The sequence below is a fragment of the Pseudomaricurvus alkylphenolicus genome, assembly GCF_011683955.1.
Classification (GTDB): domain Bacteria; phylum Pseudomonadota; class Gammaproteobacteria; order Pseudomonadales; family Cellvibrionaceae; genus Pseudomaricurvus; species Pseudomaricurvus alkylphenolicus.
The window spans coordinates 355,248-374,321 of record NZ_JAAQPI010000004.1 but is presented as its reverse complement, the minus strand read 5'-3'; the positions used below and the strand labels follow the sequence as shown (position 1 = coordinate 374,321).

The window sequence follows — 19,074 nt, the reverse complement described above, 5'->3', positions numbered from 1 at the left end:
AAAGGCCTATTTCAATATCCCGATAAGGGTAGGGTACAAGTCCAAATGAAAGTAGTAACCGGCGTGGTTGGCAACGACATCCACGTGGTCGCCAACCGGCTGATCGATCTATCACTTCGTGCCAGGGGGTACGACGTCTATAACCTGGGGGTCAACACCCATCTGCAGGAATTCTTTGATGCCGTGGTTGAGACCGGCGCCGAAGTGCTGATGATTTCCTCCCTCAACGGCGAGGCCGAAGGCTGGGGCCGTGAAGTGCGCCTGCTGAAGTCCAAATACAAAAGCCTGGACGACGTGATTATGATGATCGGCGGCAATCTGACCGTTGGCAGCGGCAATGCCGAAGACATTGTGGCCCGCTACAAAAACTACGGCTTCGATATCGTCTGCCACCAGATGGACCTGAACACCGGGCTGGACATGTTGCAGGACCTGCTAGAAGCACGCGGACTGGTTTCCGAGGAGGCGATCGCATGAGCCTGCTGCAAGAAGAACGGGATATCATCGTCAGCAATGAGTTTGTGGACGCCTTTGATTTTGCCGAGGTGGCGGAATTTGTGACCAACGCCAGCAAGGAGTTGTTCATCTCCCACCACTTTAAAAACAAGGACAAGATGCTGGTTCAGCCCCGTGGCGGCTTCCCGACTTATCAGCAGCAGTTTGCCCTCTACGAATACTTCGTTAAGGCCAATGTCGATGTTCTGCCCCTGACCATCGACTCCAATACCCGCCTTAACGACTACGCCACGGCCCAGAAGATGCTGCGCCTGAGTGAAGAGAATGACAAGGATATGCTTAACGGCTATCCGCTTATCATTCACGGCTATCGCACCACGCGCAATATGATCACCAACTTCGACAAACCGGTGAGCCTGCGCCACGGTACGCCCGATGCGCGCCTGTTGGTGGAGACGGCCATCGCCTCCGGTATCTTCGAGATCGAAGGCGGGCCCATTACCTATCTGCTGCCCTATTCCAAGAACTTCCCATTGGATAAGGCCTTCCTGTATTGGAAGTACGTGGAGCGGGTTTGCGCCAACTACTCCGAGCTGAATGAGCCCATCAATCGTGAGTCCTTTGGGCCGCTGACAGCGACCCTGGTACCGCCCTGCATCACCATTGTGATCCAGCTGCTGGAAATGCTCCTGTCCCTGGAAGAGGGCGTTAAGTCCTTCTCGGTGTCTTTTGCCCAGCAGGGCTCTATGATGCAGGACATCGTCACTGGAGCGGTGATCAAAAAGCTGGCCAAACACTACGCCGAGGAAATCGGTTGCGGCGATGCCACCATCAACCTGGTGTACCACCAGTGGATGGGGGCCTTCCCCACCAATATGGATTACGCGGATCAGCTGATTAATCTGGCGACCGTGATTGCCTCTATGGTCGGCGCGGACAAAATCATTACCAAGACCCGCCAGGAAGCCACCGGCATTCCCACCAAGGAAGCCAACGCCAAGACCGTGGCCGATACCCAGTACACTCTGCGAATTCTTAATGGCCTGCCCACCGTGGTGGATGAGGAAGAGGAAGAAATTCTCACCCAAGAAGTCATGGCGATTATGGAAGCGGTGTTTAATGACCCCGCCGATACCCTCTGGCGCAAGGTGTTTAACTGCATCAAGAGTGGCGTGATTGATGTGCCTTTCTCACCGCACATTATTAACCAGAACGAGATGATCACTATTCGTGACGCCCAGAAGAATATTCGGATTATTGAGCGCGGCAACGTGCCCATCCCGGACAAGTGCTACGAGTACGAACGCGCCCAGTGTGATCTGACCAAAGATACCACCAGTATCGTCAACGACATCATTCACGACATAGGTATCATGCAATGAGCGAAGCCAATGAAAAACTGCTGATTGATGTCGGCAGTACCTATTTCAAGGTCGCCAGCCCTGAAGGTCTCGAACAGCACTTTCGGGACTTCAACAGTGATATCTTTGACGACCTGATGAACAAGTGCGGTGACACCGTTCAGCGTTTCGACAAAAACGACGTGCATATTTGCTCATCCGCCAATGGTGGATTGAGCACCTTGATTATCGGAGTAACGCGCTCCTTCTCCCTGAAGTACGCGACCAATATCGCCTTTAATTCGGGCATCAATATTATCGATACTGTGCTCTATCAGGACCTGGAAGATTACTCTGTACCTGGTGAGCTGATCGATGTGGTGATCATTGTCGGCGGTGCCAATTCTCATAAGGGTTTGTTCTCCGACGATCTGTTTGCGTACCTCAAGCAGCTGACCTACTCCAATATTGTGTTTACGGGGTGCGAGCACGACGCGGAATATATGAACAGCAATATCGACAATCTGGTGGTGCTGCCCAATATTATTGATGATCGCCTGCATATTGTTGAAGAGCATCTGAAGGAATACCTGACGAATCTGTACCAGCAGGACATCGAGGGCAAAGAGGACATCAAACACCTCTACGATATTACCGGCAACCAGATTTTCTCTACGCCCTATATCGTGAACCGGGCATTGCCGACTATCGAGTCCCGCTTCTCAGTGGCGAACCCTTTTATCCTGCTGGATATCGGTGGGGCTACCACGGATATTCATTACTCCAAGGATCTGGTAGAAGAAAATATCGTTACCGAAAACGAATTTGACCGCCTGGTGTTTAAGCGCCTGGGGGTGTACAAATCCAAGCAGTCGCTGATTCTGGCGGCCCAGGGTAACGAGTTTGTCTACGAGTTACTGATGCACCTGAAAGTGACCGAGAACATTTTCCAGGAGCAGAGTGACAAGGCCACCAAAATTCTGATGCAACTGGCCATCTTCCTGGTGCTGTATAAGATGTCTCATCATCGTCAGTCCTATATCAACCTCAAGTTGTTGACCATCAACTCTATTGTGTTGACGGGTGGTATCACCAAGGTACTGACGGTAGAAGATATCGAAACCATCATTGTGTTTTTCTACCGCAAAATTTTGACGTCAGACCACAAGCCAACGGTTGTGTTGGATGATAACTACGACATTTGGACCCTTGGTGCTCGGGTATAAGGAATAAGGTTGCAAAGCCATGTCAATTAACTGCATTAGAACTCTGCTGGAAGACGCTGTTACCAGCCACAGCGACAAGGTTGCCCTGACCTATGAAGGCAGCAAGCTGACTTACGCGGAGCTGTTTACCAAGGTCAATCAGGTTGCCTGTTACCTGGATGAACTGGATCTCCCCGCCAATACTCGCATTGGTGTTTACTCTGGCAAGTCCATCGAACAGGTGATTGCCATTCTGGCGATTCTGTCCACCGACTATGTGTTGGTGCCACTGACGCGTCTGCTCAAAGCGGAGCAAGTGGAATACATTATTAATGACTGCGATATCAAATGCATTATTACCGACAGGGTTAAACTGGAGAGTATTGAAGAGATCAGCTTTGACGGCCACGTGATCTCTTACGAGAGCACCAGCAAAGATGTTGCCTCCTTTGACGAAATCTTCAAGTACTACAACAAACCCTACAGTTGCGATGTAAGTGGTCATAGCAACGCGGTGATCACCTATTCCTTTGGCCTGACGGGTACACCTAAGGGTATTGTGATCTCCCACCGCAACCTGATCGACTCCGCACGGGTGGTTTCCCAGTACCTGGACCTGCAGGAAGACGACGTTATTTCCGGGATTCTGATCTTCAACCTGGATTACGGCCTTAACCAGATTTTCTGCAGCTTGTACAAGCGCGCAACTCTGGCGCTGCATCGGTTTATTCTGCCGGAAGACTTCTTCAATCACCTGATCGACGATCAGGTGACGGTATTGCCGCTGATGCCGGTCAACATCTCGCAGATGTTTGAAGACGGCGACCAGCGTATACCCAGTGCCGAGTTGTTCGATGGTGTCCGTACCATTACTTCCTCGGGCGGCAATGTCACCGCGAAGATGATTAAAGACTGCCGCGAGCATTTCCGTAAGGCCGAGTTTTACTCAATGCATGGTCTGACGGAAGCTTTCCGTTCTACCTATCTGGACCCGTCGCAAGTTCTGATTCGTCCCGAGTCAATCGGTAAACCGATTCCCGATGTGGAGCTCTACGTGATCAATGACGAGGGCAAAGAGTGTGGTCCACGTGAAGTGGGTGAACTGATTCACCGCGGTGGCTACATCTATCGTGGCTTCTGGAACGCACCGGAAGAAAACCAGCGTCGCTTTAAGTCCATCGATATCCTTAAAGATGTGATCAATCTGGAAGGGCAGCTCACCGATGAGATTGTAGTGGCGACGGGCGACTATGTTTACAAAGACGAAGAAGGTTATTACTACTTCGTTTCCCGTCACGACGATATGATCAAAACCCGTGGCTTCCGGGTCTCGCCCTATGAAATTGAGTCCGTAGTGCAGAAAAACCTGCCGCAGATTGCCCGCAGCGCAGTGTTCTCCATAGAGAACGAGCTGATTGAGGAAGAGATTGTGCTGGTTTATTCAGCGCCAAGCGAAGTTCCCGAGAAGGAAATTCTATTTGAGCTGAAGAAGCACCTGGCGTCTTACATGATTCCCAGTCGTGTGGTTTATCGTAAATCTTTGCCCCTGGTGCAGAGTGATAAAAACCAGGTCAACAAAGATGAATTGAAGCGGGAGTTGGTGGGTTAAACCACACCCTCCGTCACCCCGCCATCTTCAAAGAGGTGGGGTATCTGCTTTAAGATTCAACCCGCAAAACCACCTTACCCTGGGTATGGCCGGCTTCCGAGGCATGGTGTGCATCCTGTGCTTCTTCGAGGGGACGCACCTGGATCCTGGGCAGGGCCAGCTTGCCGGCCTGAAACAGCCCAACCAGCATCGTCAACATTTCACCGTCTGGCCGGTGATGCAGAAACTCCGCACGGATATCCCGTTGCTCGATCTCGCCTATCTCCGGTGGTTCGTTATTCATATAGGCGACTGCACCGCCTGTTTTGGCCAGACGAATGGCAGCTTCCGCAATGCCCTCACCCAGCAGTGACTCCAATACCAGGTCCACTCCAGCGGGTTCAAAGGCTCGTAGTGCCGTCTCGTAATCTTCATTGCGGTAGTTGATGACCTCATCGGCACCGAGCGACTTTACATACTCATGGTTCTTGGTGCTGGCGGTGGTATATACCTTGGCGCCCAAGTGCTTGGCCATGGGAATGGCGACGCTACCCACGCCACCGGCACCGGCCTGGATAAATACGGTCTGGCCGGCACTCAAGCGCCCAAATTCACTCAGCGCCTGCCAGGCGGTGAGACTGACCAACGGCAGGGCCGCCGCCTGATCAAAGCTGATCTCAGCGGGTTTACGGGTGATTGAGGTGGCATCAATGGGGCAGTATTCCGCATAACTCCCGTGCTGAATGGACCAGGTAAAGGCCAGACCAAGCACCTCGTCCCCCTGCTGCCATCCCTCAACGGCAGAGCCGACCTTAACGATACGACCTGCCAGGTCCCAGCCTGGAACTACCGGGAAGGTCCGGGTGATATATTCCGTCAATTCCCCGTTTCTCAAGCGGCGATCGATAGGGTTAACCGAGGTGGAAACCACCTGCACCAGCACTTGGTGTGGCTGGATTTCGGGTACTGGGCGCTCGCCCACTTCCAAAACATCGGCAGTGCCATGTTGCTGGTAGTACACAGCTTTCATATCGTTGCTCCTCTCTGTAATATTTTTAGAGTTTTTCATGAGGGCAAAACAGCGTCCATGACCTCAAAGTCATGGACGAGGGGTGCAATAACCATTATGGACGCTATTAATACACCCAATGTGGGCGAGGTAATACGCTTTTGGCGCCTGGAGAGAGGCATAAGCCAGATGCAACTGGCTCTGGAAGCCAATACCTCCAGCCGGCATCTAAGCTGCATCGAGACCAGCCGAGCCATGCCCACACGTGCGTTGCTCGACCAGCTGGCAGAGGTATTGCAAATCCCCCAACGAATTCGCAATGGACTGGTTCTGGCAGCCGGTTTTGCGCCAGATGCCAGTGTGCTGGATTTGGACGACGAAGAGGCGGCCGAAGTTCGTCTGGTGCTGGAAAAAATCCTCTCGGCACACGAACCCTATCCTGCGATGGTGCTCGACCATAACTTTGATATTTTGATGTGGAACCGCGGTTTGGATTTGCTGGTGAAAGATTTTGTCAGTGATCGGGCCATTTATGAGGATAAGCCCTGGAATATGCTCAATCTGCTATTTCACCCTCAGGGTTGGTCACGCCAGATCGTCAATCTTCACGAAATCTACATGACTAATATGAGTCGTGCTCAGCGCAGTTTGATGCAGAGTCCCAACGATAAATCCCTAAAACAGCAAATGGAAATAGTGGCCAATTACAGGCCTAAAGATCATCAAACCTGGCTGGAAGAATCCGGTCAGATTATTCCAAAACTGGTGTTGCCTGTGCATTATCGAAATGAAGCTGTGGAATTCAAACTGTACACCACGACGTCGTCTCTGGGAGCGGCCTATAACATTACCCTGCCCGACTGGCAGATGGAAGCGGGTTACCCCGTGGATGAGGCGGGAGAAGAGTACTTCAAACAGGGGGGACGTAGGCTTTGTTAGCAAGACCTCCGTCCTCGGATACTAGATCCCACCCACGGCGAAATCCAGAGCATTCAAAACCAGTTCGCGACAGTGTTCCAAGGAGCCGATTGCATCTGCGAGCAAGTGGGAGGGCATGGAAGATATCTGAGGCATTAATAGGAGATAGTCCTCATTTCCGTGTTCAATAACCGGGGTCAAGACTCCAAGGTTTTTGTCGGAGAAGTTGGACTTCCGAGTCAAGGGGACGACTATACGAGTTTCCAGATCAACAAGGTAAGGGCTTTGGATATCCATGAGCAATGGATAGGCGGCCCGGCTTTTTAAGCTGGGGTTTCTATAAACGTCAAACTGAGCCATCAAAACTCCCTGAATTCGTCTCCAAAGCAACCGTTTTCTTGTACAAATTGGTTATAGGCTTTAATCGACGCCTTATTCTCGACCTGCCACTGAGACGCTCTTTCACGCGCTAATTCTTCTCTTAATGCCCGCTCCAGAGTCGCAGAAAGATTAATATTCGAGGATCGGGCCTGGGCTAACAAATCGCTATTGATGCTTAGGTTTGTCGCTTTCTTCGGAGCACTGATATCGTAAAGGTTTTGCATTTCGTTGACCTCAAACGAAGGACTGAAATTGCGTATGCGCATTGTTATGCGCATATTACAGGGTCTGCGTCTGCTGTCAATCCAGTACCTCCACTGGCAGATGACCTAACGCCTGGCGATACACTCCACCTCACCCCTGGCATTTGCCGCAAGCCCACTGACGCCAAAGGCACTGCGAGCCCGGTAAACACCAAGTCGACATCCCATTTTGAAGCGGTTCCCTTTGAGGAGGTGTCATCCTGATACGTTATGCTACAGGACGCCAATAAAACGGTTGAAAACAGCATTACTAAACGCACGGCAACACACCCGGCAGTGAGGTTATTCGTCTCGGATTCAAGCGGCACTCCATCATATGCCCTAACGATATATCTTTATGTGGAAAAGTAGTAGATTAGCTGGCGATCCGATCAAACTTAAGATCAATACAGGAATGACTATGTCCAGAGGACTGAAAAAGCTCTCCGTTCTGGCCCTGGTGCTGGGAATCAGTGCCGCCGCGCAGGCTGGGGAAAACAAGGCAGATGCCAAGGAAAAGTGGGATGTTAATGCCCCGCAAGGTGAATTCAAGAGCGTTGATATTGATGTGCGCGAAGGCACCTGGATGAATTTGGATATCAGCCCGGACGGCAAAACCATTGTCTTTGACCTCTTGGGGGATCTCTACACCCTGCCTATAGGGGGCGGTAAGGCCACGCCTTTGATGACCGACATCGCCTGGCAAATGCAGCCACGCTTTAGCCCGGATGGCAAACACATTGCCTATACCTCGGATCAGGAGGGGGGCGATAATCTTTGGATTATGAATGTCGACGGCTCCAATGCTCAGGCCGTGACGTCGGAAACGTTTCGACTCTTGAATAGTCCAGCCTGGTCGCCGGACAGCGATTATCTGGTTGGTCGCAAGCACTTTACGGGATCTCGCTCCCTGGGGGCCGGCGAAGTCTGGCTCTATCACAAGACCGGTGGCCAAGGGGTGATGCTGACCAAGCGCCCCAATGAGCAGAAGGACTTGGGTGAGCCAGCCTTTTCTCATGATGGCAAGTATGTGTATTTTTCTCAGGATGCGACCCCCGGCAAGACCTTTCATTACAGCAAGGATTCCGAAAAGGGCATATACACTATCAAGCGCCTGGAGCTGGAAACCGGTGAGATAGAAGTGGTGATATCCGGGCGCGGCGGTGCCATTCGTCCCACACCTTCGCCCGATGGCCGCTATCTGGCTTTTATCAGCCGTGATGATTTTCAATCCAACCTGTATCTCTACGACTTGAACAGTGGCGAAGAACAGCTGGTATACGAGGGGCTGGAGAGGGATATGCAGGAAACCTGGGCCATTCACGGGGTTTATCCGACCATGGCCTGGACGCCGAACAGCGATGCCATTTTGTTTTGGGCCGCTGGCAAGATCAACAAGCTGGATCTGAAATCCCGCCGGTCTTCGATTGTTGATTTTCACGTAAAGACGCAAAAGCAGATTCAGAAAGTGGTGCGCTATAAGCAGGACATCGATGCGTCTGAATTTGACGTGAAGATGTTGCGCGAGGTGGAGATTTCACCTGATGGAAAAACCGCCGTATTTGAAGCTATGGGGCGTATTTATCTGCGTGATCTGGCCAGCGGCAAGCTCAAGCGATTAACCAAACAAAAGGATCACTTTGAGTTTTATCCCAGCTTTTCCCGCGATGGCAAGAAGGTGGTTTATGTCAGTTGGGATGATCAAAAGCTGGGCAGTGTTCGAGTGGTGTCCAGTCGTGGCGGCAAGGGTAAGGTCGTCAGTCAGGAACCCGGTAAATACATCGAACCGGCCTTTTCTCCTGATGGGAAAACGATCGTTTATCGCAAGATATCCGGTGGCTATATCACTGACCCCAAATGGGGACTGAATCCGGGTATCTATACCATACCCAGCAAAGGCGGTTTTCCTGAGCTTGTCACAAAGAATGGTGTGCAGCCACACTTTGGTGCCCGCAATGATCGATTATATGTGATTCGTCAGGGAGAGAAGCCTTCTCTGGCGCGGGTGGATTTGGACGGTGATAACGATATGACCCTGTACCAGGGCAAGTTTGCCACGGAGTATCGGGTTTCTCCCGATGGAAAACACCTGGCTTTTGCCGAGCGTTTTAAGGTGTTTGTAACGCCGATGATGGAGCGTGGCAGTGTGATCGATACAGGTCCCAAAGCCGCTAACTTGCCGGTACGTGAGTTGTCCGTTCGTGCCGGGGAGGGTATTAGCTGGAGTGCTGATGCCAGAGAGATTTATTGGAGTTTGGGTCCGGATCTTTATCAGGCTTCCGTGAGTGGGCTGTTTGATGTTGTTGAGAAGAATGTGGACGAGCATTCGGAGGATGAAAGCACTGATGCCGATGGAAGCCAGGAAGCCAAAGACGAAAAGCCGAAGCCAAAGCAAACCTATTTGGGCTTTACTCAGAAGGTTGATGTGCCTTCCGGAGTCATCGCGTTTACGGGCGGCAAGGTTGTCACCATGGAAGGGGATCGTGTGATTGATAATGGTGTGGTTGTTGTCGAGGGCAACAAGATTACTGCAGTCGGTTCTCGGGATTCGGTAACCATTCCTGACGCTGCAAAGGTGGTGGATATCACGGGGCAGTCTATTGTGCCGGGTTTGATTGATGCTCACGCCCATGGACCGCAGGGATCCAATGAGATTATTCCGCAGCAGAACTGGAACAACTACGCGGGTCTGGCGTTGGGGGTGACGAGTATCCATGATCCGTCCAACGACACGACGGAGTTTTTCGCTGCCAGTGAGATGCAGAAAGCGGGGAACATTGTCAGTGCCCGTTTGTATTCCACGGGTACGATTCTGTATGGGGCAACGGTCGCCGGTTATACGTCTCATGTGGATAATCTGGAGGACGCGAAGTTTCATCTTGAACGCTTGGAGAAGGTGGGTGCCTTCAGTGTGAAGAGTTATAACCAGCCGCGTCGCAACCAGCGCCAGCAGGTGATTCAGGCGGCGCGGGAGTTGGAGATGATGGTGGTGCCGGAGGGTGGCTCTCTGCTGCAGCATAATCTGACGATGGTGGTGGATGGCCATACGACGCTGGAGCATTCGATTCCCACTGAGAAGGTGTATAAAGACATTAAACAGTTGTGGTCTGCATCGGGTATGGCCTATACGCCGACGATGGGGGTCGCTTACGGTGGTATCTGGGGTGAGAATTTTTGGTATGACACGACGGAGGTCTGGAAACATCCGCGCTTGAGTAAGTTTGTGCCGATGGAGTTTTTGGCACCCAAGTCGATGCGTCGGTCTAAGGCGCCGCATCATCACTATAATCATGTGAATGTGGCGAAGACGGCGAAGGCGTTGCAGGATTTGGGCATTGAAGTGAATTCCGGTGGCCATGGCCAGCGTGAGGGGTTGGCGATGCATTGGGAGATGTGGATGATGGCTCAGGGAGGCATGTCGCCCGTGGAGGCTTTGCGTACGGCGACGATTTCGCCGGCACGGTCGTTTGGGTTGGATGGTTATATTGGTTCGCTGAAAGAGGGTAAGTTGGCGGATCTGGTGGTGATTGATGGGGATGTGACCAAGGATATCAGGATCAGCGATCGGGTGATTTATACTATGGTCAACGGCCGGCTGTATGATGCTGAGACGATGAATGAAGTTGGTAACTATGATCGTCCGCGTGAGAGGTTCTTTTTCGAGTGAGATTGAGTTTGTTCTGGGGTAGATTCGGAGCCTGAAAGTCAGAAAAGTGCTGCCGCTTGGCACGGCACCATTTATCTTCGTGTGTAGCAGCGCGCTCTGAGTGCGACCGGATTGGCACCGTCTCTGTTATGCCATGCGCTTCCATTAGAGTTGGGTGCTTTGATCGGCGTTGGTCTCTGCGGATAGGACGAAAGGGGCTGGTGATTTTGTGCCACTACGGGCGGCTGGGTGTCCGTTGGAGGGGCACGCTACCGGCCCTCCCGGCTTCCCTCAGTCCCCAATGAGCCAAGCAAAAAACGCTTGTCTCATTGACTCCTTCGGCGTTCGCTTGAAATGCCCCTCCAACGAACACCCAGCCACCCTTTAGGCCGAGGTACCCTGACGTCATCGTTCTATCATCGCAACTTCAAAGCGTTGATAATGGGGTGCCGCAACTGTCTGCAACGGCCGCACGAATGTAGGGCGGATTAGGCGAAGCCGTAATCCGCCGTTCCGCCGAAGGTTTAAATTGGCGGTGGCCGTGTATAAACCACCTGTTGCAGCAACACTCCAAAGTGTTAAAAACCGGGCCGCAGCCAACCAACAGCTCCAGCGGAACCGTCGGATTACGCTCCGCGAAGCGGAGCTAATCCGACCTACGCGGGAAGAAAATCCTGTCGTTTCGAACGGCCGGTTATGGCACCAAACTGTCTTATCGAACCAAGACAACGCACGAATCTTCCAGAAGACTTTCGGTTTTAGAAACCCCAGTTCAGGCCCAAGGAAATCCTGTCGGTTTGGTCGAATTGACCGAACAAATCATCTTTATTGCCATAGAAAAAATCTGCACCGACATACACATCGATATTGGATTCGAAGTTGTAGGTCGCTCGCGTTTGAATCGTACCGTCTCCGTTGGTGAGTGAGTGTAAGTGCAGCCATTCGAGGTTCAGGGTTTCGTTGTAGAAATTGGATTCCCACAAAAAGGTCACTCGGTCTTCCCGATTGCCGGCTTCCATATCGGAGTCGTGTTGCAGTATTCGGGTGTGAAACCATTGGATGGAGATAAACTGGTCGGTCCAGCCCTGCCAGTCCAGTCCGATGACGGTTCCCCATTGGTCTGATTTTTCTATGCCTGGTAGTGACGATCGTGTTCGGTGATAGCGATCAGTTTCCAAGGCGGTTTCAATACGAAGGGTCCAATCGTTGATTGCAGTGCTGGCACTGCCGCCGATCAGGTGACTTCTGCGGTAGGTTTGCTCAACAAGTAGTTGTCCGTTTTCGAATCGGCTTTTCACCACGGGTGTGTCGACCATATGGTAGAGATAGTTGAGGGAGAAATCCCAACCCGCACGAAAGTCACTGTAGCGTATGCCGAAGTCACCATCGCTCAGGGAGTTGGCGGCTCTGACTGGTTTGATTATTGGGATTACAGGCAGTTCTCCCGTGGGTACCAGCTTGGGGCTGGTCAGCGCATAGGGTGAATCCTGTGCCGGCAGTTCGTTGGCGGTGGTATCTGGAATCAAGAGCAGTTGCAGTGTGCCGCTGTTGTCAATGGTGATTTCGGTGTTTGCCATCCACAGCGGTATGCGGGAGTCGTCAAAGTCGTCCAGTATAAATTCGCGAAAGCTCTGGGGGTTGATAACGTCCAAGAGTTTGAGGCCGTCCGCCTCACCCCAGACGACTTGTTGTTTGCCAAGCCGCAGGTACAGGTCGCCGATGGTTTTTTCCCAGTAGAGTTCCCGAATCTGGATTTCACCGGAGTCACTGACGGTGATGGGTTTACCTATTTCGGAATAGTTGTCGGGGCGGTCGGAGTGATTGAGGTCGTCAACACTGTCCCAGCGCAAGCGCCCGATCAGAGTAAGCTCACCATCCCATAGTTCACGGTTGAATTCGACGTCCAGTAGCCATTCCTGTTGCTGCAGTTCGTGGGAGTCCAAGCCGTAGGAAGTTTGAGACTTCAATATGCCGCTGAATTCGGCTGCATATGCAGTTGAACTCAGCACAAGCATGGCGATTCCCGCAAGTTGTTTCATCTTGGCACTCCTCGGGTAAGGGCCTGGCGGCCAAAGATGTTGTCACTTACGCTGGTCTGGTAGTCCACGTCTGAGAATACGAATGTGGTACTGTGGCCTGTCTTGTGGTTGGTGACGTCCATGCGGTGGCGGGTCCAGATATCGTCGATTTTGCGTATGTCACTGATCTCAACTGTTTTGAGCCCGTTGAGGTTAATGTCCCAGTATTGGGCTTTTACGACTATCCAGTTGCTACGATCCACCCAGGCCAGCACTTTGCCGTATCCCAGCTCCTTGGCGGTTTGCTGGTCGACGGGGATGGCTTCCAGCAACAGAGTGTCGATTCCGTCGATTTCGGCGGCGGCCATGGTCCGAAAATGGTAGTCGCTCAGTTCAAATTTGCCTTCGTTTTTAATGTCTTCGTAGGTGAAGTCGGTGCCGAGGAAGTTGTCGCCGCGGTCCGAGGCGGAGATGCGGCGTGCCTTGCGCAACGCCGGCAGGTAGAGCCACTGGTCGTCGTCGATATCGGCCTGTGGGTAGTCGTAGGTTAAAAAGCCGGTGTCTTTGACATTGCGGGGCGAGAGGTAGAACAGTGCCGTGCGTTTTTCTTCACCAAAGTACTTTCGAAAGGTTTTGGTTTCGCGGGTGCGTTCCTTGCCGCGGCGGTCGACAAGTTTCATGGATAGAGTGCTGATGCGGTGTTCGCCGTCGTCCACGGCATTGACCTGTTCAGCGACCCAACGGCCTTCGGGTAATCCGCCGGTATCGGCCGATGCGGGGGCGGAGGTCAGTATCATTGCCAGTCCGCCGGCGGCCAGTAGTACCAGTGATGCTTTTGCGGCGAGCCCGGTGACATTGGTCAGCTCAGCGGAGCGTGAGGTAATGAAGTTAGGTCTGAACAGGAGAACCAGCGCCGGCAACAATACCATGCTGAACAGAAAGCTGGTGGTTACCGACAGCGCGACAATGGTACCGAAGTTGTTTAGAGGAACGACCTTGCTGGAAATCAATACTCCGAACCCCAAAGCAATGGCAAGCAGGTTGAAGAACAAGGCGCGTCCCGTTGTGGGGTAAAAACGCTCCAGCGTTAACGACATGTTACCGGTCTCCTGATAGAGCGACCGCAGACGGTCGATGGTGTGAATGGCGAAGTCAACGCCGAGGCCAATGGCAACCGCCGCGAACATGGATGTGCCAATGCCCAGCGGAATGCCAAAACCAACCATGGCGGAGTAAACGAGTAAAATACTGGTAGCCACGGGTATTAAGGCGAAGAAACCCGCCACAGCAGAACGGAACAGCAGTGACGATACCAGCCACACGAGGAACAGAGCGATGCCCATACCCGCAAAGTGGCTGATGCCCAAGTCTTTGATCCAGTGGTAGTTAAGGTTAACTCTGCCGCTCAGGGTGCCCGTGACCAACTCATCGTTAAAGTGATTGGCCAGAAAGGCATCCAAGGCTTCAACGGTGTCGCGATTGCGAATGTAGGCGCCGGTATTGAGAATAACGCGGACGTTAGCGAGACGGTAGTCGTAGTCCACTTCTTCTTCAAAGTCGTTAGGTTCGCCCGAGGCGGAATAGAGCAAGAAGTATTGCGCGATCAGATCGCGGTCCTGGGGCAGGCGATGTTTCTCAGCACGGCCTTCGTTCAGGGCGCGGTTCATTTGTTTGAGGTAATCCACGATCGAGGTGGAGCCCTGTACCCCGGGCAGAGCTTCAGCGTACTGTTGCAGGACGGCAATTTTGTTCAGAACGGAGGGTTCAAAGATGCCTTCCATCTCGCGGGTTTCGATTACGATGTCCAGGTAATTGGTGCCGTCAAAGCGGCTGTTGATGGCATTGTCGGCAACGTATAGCGGCTCAGAGGGATGAAAGGTGGCAATTCGTTCTTCGTTGACCACCAATTGGCTGGCCGAGATAAAACCGATGGCAATAACTGCCAGGGAAAGTCTGACCACCAGCTTCGCGCGCTGTTGGGTAAACTTGCCGAGTCTGGCCATCAGCCGTGCGAAGATGTCGTGGTCTCGACTGGCGATTTTGCGGGCCAGGTGCTGGCTCACCGGAGTTCTTAAAAGGCTCATGGCGGCGGGCAAAAACAGCAGTGAGTAGGCCCAGGCAATACTTACGCCCAACGCAGTATACAAACCAAAATACTTGAACGGTGGCATATAAGCAGCGAAGTAAAGTCCCAGGAAACCTGCGGCGGTTGTCAGTGTGGTTAACGTGATAGGGCGCCACATTTCCACCATGCTAAAGACGATGGAATCGTGTATGGATTCCTGTGGATGCAGAGCCCGACGTTCAAAGTACTCGCTGTATACGTGAATGCTGTCCGCAACCGATATCCCGATCAGAATAACGGGCAGTGCGTTGGTAATCACAAAAAACGGAGTTTCTAACGCGGCCATGGCACCGACTGTAATCAATACCGACGCGGCGATGATCACGTTGGCCATCAGGGTAGTGCCAAAGCGCAAAAATGCGATAAACACGATGAGGGTTATCACCATCGCCGCGATGGGATTCAGTCGCTGCGCATCAGCATCGATATAGCTGCCCAGGTAGCCGGCAATGGCACCCTCTCCGGCGACATGTACTTCGTGCCCCTGCGGCAATGACAGTTTATCAATAGTGGATAGCAGGGTGTTGTAGGTGGCCTCAACCTGTTCGTTATCCAGGATCTCGGCCACAATCAAGGTGGCGGTTTCGTCATTGGCGACGAGGCTGCCTTGGTACAGAGGGAAGTCTCGAATCGCATCTCTGACGGCATCCGCCTGAGTTTGGAGAGTGACTTCCGTTTCGTAAAAGGGTTCCACTTTCATGCCGTCATAGGTGCCGACAATGTTGTTTTCTGTGGCGAGGCTGGTGATGCCATCGGGGTCGATATTGTCGATGCGGGAAATTGCCTCGGTAATCCGCTGCACCGCATTTAGCCCATCCGGTGTGAAGATGGATTCTTTGGCGACAACGGCAATTACCATAGGGTCACTGAGGCCAAACAGCGCTTTTACCTTGTCGCGATAAACCAGTGCCGGATTGTCATCGGCCAAAAAGGCGTCTGCGCGCGTATCTTTCTGCAATTGTGGCGCAAAAGACGCCATGGTGATCATAACGGCGAGGCCAACCAAAATGACTCGCTTGGGGTGATCAACAATCCATCGGAACAGAGGGTGAACAAGGGAATCTGTCATGGGTTGTACCTCTCTTTATTAATGTATAAGCATATGTATATGCATGTGTTGGAGCAAAAAACCGGGCGTTATATAGCCCGGTGTGGTTGGTCAGCAAATACTACTGTTTAAGCGATACAATCAGTTGACTGAGTTCCACCAGCAACTGGTCCTGGCCTTTGCCTAGCTTTTTCTTCAGCTGTTTTTGGGCCGCTTTCCAGGGCGTCTGCGCCGCCAGATACAATTCCTCGCCTTCCTTGGTCAGTGACAGGGCTTTCTCCCGTTTGTTGGCGCCCGCGCCGGTGTGAATATAGCCGTCACGTATCAGGGGTTTGAGTGCGCGGGACACCGTGGTCTGATCCATCACCAGCACCTCCTGCAACTGGCGAGCAGTAGTGCTCTCCAATAGATGCAGCGCACGCATAATAGAAAACTGTGTAATGCGAATGCCCAGGGGGGCCAGGTGATCATTGTACAGCTGGCTGACGACGCGGTCGGCGCGACGAACACAGTGAGCCAGGCACATATCGGGATTTTTCATACTCATGCCATGCAGTATAGATGAATATGCATGTATTTCCAACCCCGCCTGCTTCTATTTAATCTGACTCGTCCAAGGAGGGTGTTTCTCAGTACCTCCGAACGAATCCTCGGACATCAGGTTGTAATACAGCGGCAGATGAACACTGGGGCCCCTGGGGAAGTTGGCCTGAATATTACGAAGCTGGCCTGCTATCGCCGGATGTCTTTCGTAGAGGTTATCGCGCTCTTCGGGATCAGACTCAAGATGGTAGAGCTCGGGATCTCCAGATGATGGCGTTACCAGTTTCCAGGGGTAGCGGAATACGGCTTCCCCATCCCAGGATTTGACTATGTAATCAGGCGGCTGTGAGTTGCTGAGGTGGTGTTTATCCTCTATCCATGCCCATTGATCAACACCATCAAATCGTTCATCAGGTACCGCACTTTCGATCACTGACAACAAAGTTGGGGTGATATCCTGAACTGTAATCATGCGGCTGATGTGGTGAGGCTTGAGCCTGCCGCTCCAATACACAAAAGAAGGCACCCGGACTCCACCCTCATATATGCTCTTTTTTCCCTTTCTAAGCGGACTATTGTCGGCAGCACCGTCTCGCACATTAGTTCGAACAAACTCCAGGAATTGAAACGGTACCTTTTCATCCGGGAACCAGCGGTCGAGAATGCGAACAAATTCAACCGTGGTCTTTGAAAAGGACGAAGTATTCAATCCGCCATTGTCACTCAGAAACCACAGTAGAGTATTCTCCAGCATCGACCGCCGCTGCAACTCGTCGACCAGTTGCCCGATGGCGCTATCTATTTCAGATACCATTGCGGCATGCTGACGCCGCTTCGGATCTGGCAGTTTTTCATAAGCCGCTACAGCTTCGAGTGGCGCCTCGTTGGGCAAATGAGGCGCGTTGAAGCTTAGCATCAAGAATAGTGGCCTGCCGGAATCAGTATTGTGAATAAGGCGAAGGGCTTCATCCGTTAAGAGGTGGGTGCTGTAGCCCTCTTCTCGCAACGTTTGCCCGTTGCGCTGCCAGTCGAGTCCGCCACCGTTGACGTGATCCCAGTGACCGATGCCGCCTGTCAGGCTGCCGTAGAAATGGTTGAACCCGCGGGACGTTGGAAGATAGGCCTCTTTTCGAAATCCCAAGTGCCACTTCCCGATAAGTGCGGTCTGGTATCCACTGGCTTGCAGAAACTGTGGCAGCAGCCTCTGGTCCAGAGGCAAGCCTTCCGGATTGGCGGTCGACAGCGGGGCTACGACTCCCAGTTTCACAGCAGAGTTCCCCGTTAACAGCGATGCCCTGGTGGGGCTGCAGGTTGGTTGAGCATAAAAGCGATTCAGAATAACCCCTTCAGCGGCTAACTGGTCGATTCTGGGTGTCTGGATTTCACTACCGTGATATCCGACATCGTTCCAACCCAAATCATCGGCTACGATCACCACTATGTTGGGGCGATCCACTGCGTGTGAGAGCCGCACTCCGCTGCACAAGATAAGAACAAGCAGCAAGCGCAATGGGATCGCAATTGATCTGTCCGACATTCTCAGCATTACTCTAAATCCTCACGCCTAAACGGAATTACCAGGTTTCTTTGTGTTCACCGGCTTGGCCGTTTCTCAGAAACGATTTGGCACTGGTCATGGCCGACTTGGCCATGGTCTTCGCGGTATCGATGGTTAATAATGACTCGATACCTTTTGCCCGTTGTGCCCGCTCCGACGGAATGTGGCTTGGCAATATCCTGGGAAACAACGGCCCGGCTACAGGGCTTCCCGGGGTGTTATCGTGCTTATAGGGAATGGGAACGGGCGACATGTCCGGTGCATGAACCACATCTTCTCCGAGCCAACGCAATGCCAATGCCCGACGCTTTTGTTTGCGGTTTTTGTTGCCGGAAGACCCGTGCAAGGTCAATGGATGAAAGATGGTTACATCGCCGGGCTCCATGTCCCAACACGCGTGATCGTAGTTATCAATATTGGCATGGACATCAGGGGGGGCGGGAAGATCGGAATCAATGCCGCCTATGTTGCCTGGCGCGACCGGTCGATATCGCTCAGACCACATATGAGAGCCCTTAACATACTGCAGTCCACTGCTGTCTTGAGTAACAGGATCAAGTGGCACCCAGAAGGAACACATCTGATGGCCTTTGATGGGCCAAAATGACAGGTCCTGATGCCAGGGAGTCGGAGCATCAACACCGGGTTCCTTGACAAACATTTGATCATAGAAGAAACGCACTTCTTCTGATGCCATCAGTTGTTGGGCCCAGTGCGCAAACGGTGAGTAGTAAATCAGGTCCCTGATATAGTCGCTGCGTTTCCACAGGTACGAGTCCATGTTGTAGCCCTCAACCTTGTGCGAAACATAACGACCGTACAGCGAGGCATTGTTAAGTGCTTCGTCAATGCCCAGTGCAATCATTTCCAGCCAATTGGGTTCGATCAACCCTTTTACCATGATCACACCATCTTTCTTATAGGCGTCCAGCTCTTCCTGGGTGAGTTTACGAAGGGGAGAAGCGGCCAGTGACATAATTCAATCCTGAGTAATAGT

The 19,074-nt window shown here is 52.4% G+C and carries 14 protein-coding genes; 6 read left to right on the top strand and 8 right to left on the bottom strand.

Annotated elements, in window-relative coordinates:
• Window positions 1–45: 45 nt before the first annotated feature.
• From glmS to HBA55_RS13330, 4 genes are read left to right on the top strand one after another with little or no spacing between them, the layout of a single operon-like run.
• Window positions 46–477, top strand: coding sequence for a methylaspartate mutase subunit S (gene glmS / locus HBA55_RS13345; RefSeq protein ID WP_166991856.1), 432 nt, complete (start codon window positions 46–48; stop codon window positions 475–477).
• Window positions 474–1,838: a methylaspartate mutase gene (locus HBA55_RS13340; RefSeq protein WP_166991853.1), complete on the top strand. Its 1,365-nt coding sequence runs from the start codon at window positions 474–476 to the stop codon at window positions 1,836–1,838. The genes glmS and HBA55_RS13340 overlap by 4 nt, the downstream gene beginning before the upstream one ends.
• On the top strand, window positions 1,835–3,022 hold the full coding sequence (locus tag HBA55_RS13335) for a glutamate mutase L (protein WP_166991850.1): 1,188 nt from the start codon (window positions 1,835–1,837) through the stop codon (window positions 3,020–3,022). The genes HBA55_RS13340 and HBA55_RS13335 overlap by 4 nt, the downstream gene beginning before the upstream one ends.
• Window positions 3,023–3,041: 19 nt before the next feature.
• A complete protein-coding gene (locus tag HBA55_RS13330) occupies window positions 3,042–4,610 on the top strand; it encodes an AMP-binding protein (protein ID WP_166991847.1) in 1,569 nt (522 codons plus the stop codon).
• Between the two features lie 49 nt (window positions 4,611–4,659).
• On the opposite strand, the gene HBA55_RS13325 is transcribed toward HBA55_RS13330, so the two are convergent.
• On the bottom strand, window positions 4,660–5,619 hold the full coding sequence (locus HBA55_RS13325) for an NADP-dependent oxidoreductase (RefSeq protein ID WP_166991844.1): 960 nt from the start codon (window positions 5,617–5,619) through the stop codon (window positions 4,660–4,662).
• 96 nt (window positions 5,620–5,715) lie between these two features.
• Here HBA55_RS13325 and HBA55_RS13320 point away from each other — a divergent pair, with 96 nt between their 5' ends.
• The gene (locus HBA55_RS13320) at window positions 5,716–6,537 is read left to right on the top strand and encodes a helix-turn-helix domain-containing protein (protein ID WP_166991841.1); all 822 of its coding nucleotides are present in this window, start codon (window positions 5,716–5,718) and stop codon (window positions 6,535–6,537) included.
• Between the two features lie 21 nt (window positions 6,538–6,558).
• On the opposite strand, the gene HBA55_RS13315 is transcribed toward HBA55_RS13320, so the two are convergent.
• Both HBA55_RS13315 and HBA55_RS13310 read right to left on the bottom strand, forming a co-directional pair.
• Window positions 6,559–6,876, bottom strand: a complete 318-nt coding sequence (locus tag HBA55_RS13315) for a CcdB family protein (RefSeq protein ID WP_166991838.1) — start codon at window positions 6,874–6,876, stop codon at window positions 6,559–6,561.
• On the bottom strand, window positions 6,876–7,175 hold the full coding sequence (locus HBA55_RS13310) for a type II toxin-antitoxin system CcdA family antitoxin (RefSeq protein WP_240946055.1): 300 nt from the start codon (window positions 7,173–7,175) through the stop codon (window positions 6,876–6,878). The genes HBA55_RS13315 and HBA55_RS13310 overlap by 1 nt, the downstream gene beginning before the upstream one ends.
• A 385-nt stretch (window positions 7,176–7,560) precedes the next feature.
• On the opposite strand from HBA55_RS13310, the gene HBA55_RS13305 reads away from it, so the two are divergent.
• On the top strand, window positions 7,561–10,806 hold the full coding sequence (locus HBA55_RS13305) for an amidohydrolase family protein (RefSeq protein ID WP_206019790.1): 3,246 nt from the start codon (window positions 7,561–7,563) through the stop codon (window positions 10,804–10,806).
• Between the two features lie 737 nt (window positions 10,807–11,543).
• Here HBA55_RS13305 and HBA55_RS13300 read toward each other — a convergent pair.
• The 5 genes from HBA55_RS13300 to HBA55_RS13280 all read right to left on the bottom strand — a co-directional run bounded on the left by HBA55_RS13300 (window position 11,544) and on the right by HBA55_RS13280 (window position 19,053).
• A complete protein-coding gene (locus HBA55_RS13300; protein WP_166991835.1) occupies window positions 11,544–12,824 on the bottom strand; it encodes a DUF1302 family protein in 1,281 nt (426 codons plus the stop codon).
• Window positions 12,821–15,997: an outer membrane lipoprotein-sorting protein gene (locus HBA55_RS13295; protein WP_206019789.1), complete on the bottom strand. Its 3,177-nt coding sequence runs from the start codon at window positions 15,995–15,997 to the stop codon at window positions 12,821–12,823. The genes HBA55_RS13300 and HBA55_RS13295 overlap by 4 nt, the downstream gene beginning before the upstream one ends.
• A gap of 100 nt (window positions 15,998–16,097) precedes the next feature.
• The gene (locus HBA55_RS13290; protein ID WP_166991832.1) at window positions 16,098–16,517 is read right to left on the bottom strand and encodes a MarR family winged helix-turn-helix transcriptional regulator; all 420 of its coding nucleotides are present in this window, start codon (window positions 16,515–16,517) and stop codon (window positions 16,098–16,100) included.
• A 54-nt stretch (window positions 16,518–16,571) separates the two neighbouring features.
• On the bottom strand, window positions 16,572–18,056 hold the full coding sequence (locus HBA55_RS13285; RefSeq protein ID WP_166991829.1) for an arylsulfatase B: 1,485 nt from the start codon (window positions 18,054–18,056) through the stop codon (window positions 16,572–16,574).
• Between the two features lie 37 nt (window positions 18,057–18,093).
• On the bottom strand, window positions 18,094–19,053 hold the full coding sequence (locus HBA55_RS13280; protein WP_166991826.1) for a phytanoyl-CoA dioxygenase family protein: 960 nt from the start codon (window positions 19,051–19,053) through the stop codon (window positions 18,094–18,096).
• Window positions 19,054–19,074 lie beyond the last annotated feature (21 nt).

Excerpts from the sequence above, each read along its gene's own strand:
- glmS (WP_166991856.1), top strand. The coding sequence starts at position 46 with ATGAAAGTAGTAACCGGCGTGGTTGGCAACGACATCCACGTGGTCGCC.
- HBA55_RS13340 (WP_166991853.1), top strand. The coding sequence starts at position 474 with ATGAGCCTGCTGCAAGAAGAACGGGATATCATCGTCAGCAATGAGTTT.
- HBA55_RS13335 (WP_166991850.1), top strand. The coding sequence starts at position 1,835 with ATGAGCGAAGCCAATGAAAAACTGCTGATTGATGTCGGCAGTACCTAT.
- HBA55_RS13330 (WP_166991847.1), top strand. The coding sequence starts at position 3,042 with ATGTCAATTAACTGCATTAGAACTCTGCTGGAAGACGCTGTTACCAGC.
- HBA55_RS13325 (WP_166991844.1), bottom strand. The coding sequence starts at position 5,619 with ATGAAAGCTGTGTACTACCAGCAACATGGCACTGCCGATGTTTTGGAA.
- HBA55_RS13320 (WP_166991841.1), top strand. The coding sequence starts at position 5,716 with ATGGACGCTATTAATACACCCAATGTGGGCGAGGTAATACGCTTTTGG.
- HBA55_RS13315 (WP_166991838.1), bottom strand. The coding sequence starts at position 6,876 with ATGGCTCAGTTTGACGTTTATAGAAACCCCAGCTTAAAAAGCCGGGCC.
- HBA55_RS13310 (WP_240946055.1), bottom strand. The coding sequence starts at position 7,175 with ATGCGCATAACAATGCGCATACGCAATTTCAGTCCTTCGTTTGAGGTC.
- HBA55_RS13305 (WP_206019790.1), top strand. The coding sequence starts at position 7,561 with ATGTCCAGAGGACTGAAAAAGCTCTCCGTTCTGGCCCTGGTGCTGGGA.
- HBA55_RS13300 (WP_166991835.1), bottom strand. The coding sequence starts at position 12,824 with ATGAAACAACTTGCGGGAATCGCCATGCTTGTGCTGAGTTCAACTGCA.
- HBA55_RS13295 (WP_206019789.1), bottom strand. The coding sequence starts at position 15,997 with ATGACAGATTCCCTTGTTCACCCTCTGTTCCGATGGATTGTTGATCAC.
- HBA55_RS13290 (WP_166991832.1), bottom strand. The coding sequence starts at position 16,517 with ATGAAAAATCCCGATATGTGCCTGGCTCACTGTGTTCGTCGCGCCGAC.
- HBA55_RS13285 (WP_166991829.1), bottom strand. The coding sequence starts at position 18,056 with ATGTCGGACAGATCAATTGCGATCCCATTGCGCTTGCTGCTTGTTCTT.
- HBA55_RS13280 (WP_166991826.1), bottom strand. The coding sequence starts at position 19,053 with ATGTCACTGGCCGCTTCTCCCCTTCGTAAACTCACCCAGGAAGAGCTG.